The organism is Streptomyces phytophilus (assembly GCF_013870535.1).
In the GTDB taxonomy this organism is placed as follows: Bacteria; Actinomycetota; Actinomycetes; order Streptomycetales; family Streptomycetaceae; genus Streptomyces; species Streptomyces phytophilus.
On sequence record NZ_JACBXC010001705.1, the window covers coordinates 1 to 1,049 of the forward strand.

Sequence of the window (1,049 nt, forward strand, 5' to 3'; positions counted from 1 at the left end):
GCGGTTCCACACGGTCACCTCGACGCCGCCGCGAAGCAGCGAGCGCGCCATGCCCGCGCCCATCACTCCCGTTCCCAGTACTGCTGCTCTCACCCTGCGGACTCCTCTGTCGTAGCTCGGCAGCGCGGCGCCGCATCCGGCGCGCGGGTCACAACTCCTCGTGCACGTCCGGGTCGCCGCCCACGCGCCGCTGCTCACGGCCCGCGACCGAGGCCATCTCGGCGGCCGACAGCTCGAAGCCGAAGACGTCGAGGTTCTCGCGCTGCCGTACGGGATCCGCGGACTTGGGGATGGGCACGGCGTCGAGCTGCGTGTGCCAGCGCAGCACCGCCTGGGCGGGGGTCACGCCGTGCGCCTCGGCCACCCGGGCGATCGCCGGGTCGGCCAGCACGTCGGTGCCGCGGCCCAGCGGGCTCCAGCTCTGCGTGGCGATGCCCTTCCCGGCGTGGTACGAGCGCAGCTCCTCCTGCGGGAAGTGGGGGTGCAGCTCGATCTGGTTGACCGCGGGCAGCACGCCCGTCTCCCGCTCCAGCCGGTCCAGTTGGGCGACGGTGAAGTTGGAGACGCCGATGGAGCGCACGAGGTCCTCCTCGCGCAGCCTGATCATCGCGCGCCAGGAGTCGGTGTACAGGTCCACGCGCGGCAGCGGCCAGTGGATCAGGTACAGGTCGACGTAGCCCACGCCCAGCCGCTTGCGGGACTCCTCGAAGGAGGCGAGCGTCTGCTCGTAGCCGTGGTGGCGGCCGGGGAGCTTGGTGGTGACGACGACGTCCTGGCGCGGCACGCCGCTGCGGACGATGCCGCGGCCGGTGCCCGTCTCGTTGCCGTAGTTGAGCGCGGTGTCGACCAGCCGGTAGCCGGTCTCCAGGGCGGTGGCGACCGCCCGCTCGGCCTGCGCGTCGTCCATCGGATATGTGCCGAGGCCGAGGGCGGGGAGCTTCGTACCGTCGTTGAGCCTGCGGACCGGGACGCTGGTCACACGTGCTCCTTCCCTTTATCGTACGGTGCGTTCAGTATAAGGCGGGGGCCGGAGGCTGCCATGGGCGAAA

General features: G+C 71.6%; 2 protein-coding genes. Both read right to left on the bottom strand.

What is annotated here, in order from left to right; all coding sequences use genetic code 11:
• A partial coding sequence (locus H5J30_RS36160; protein WP_258563700.1) for an NAD(P)-binding domain-containing protein occupies positions 1 to 123 on the bottom strand: 123 nt, incomplete at its 3' end.
• Between the two features lie 25 nt (positions 124 to 148).
• Positions 149 to 979: an aldo/keto reductase gene (locus H5J30_RS35385; protein ID WP_181791884.1), complete on the bottom strand. Its 831-nt coding sequence runs from the start codon at positions 977 to 979 to the stop codon at positions 149 to 151.
• Between the last annotated feature and the right edge of the window lie 70 nt (positions 980 to 1,049).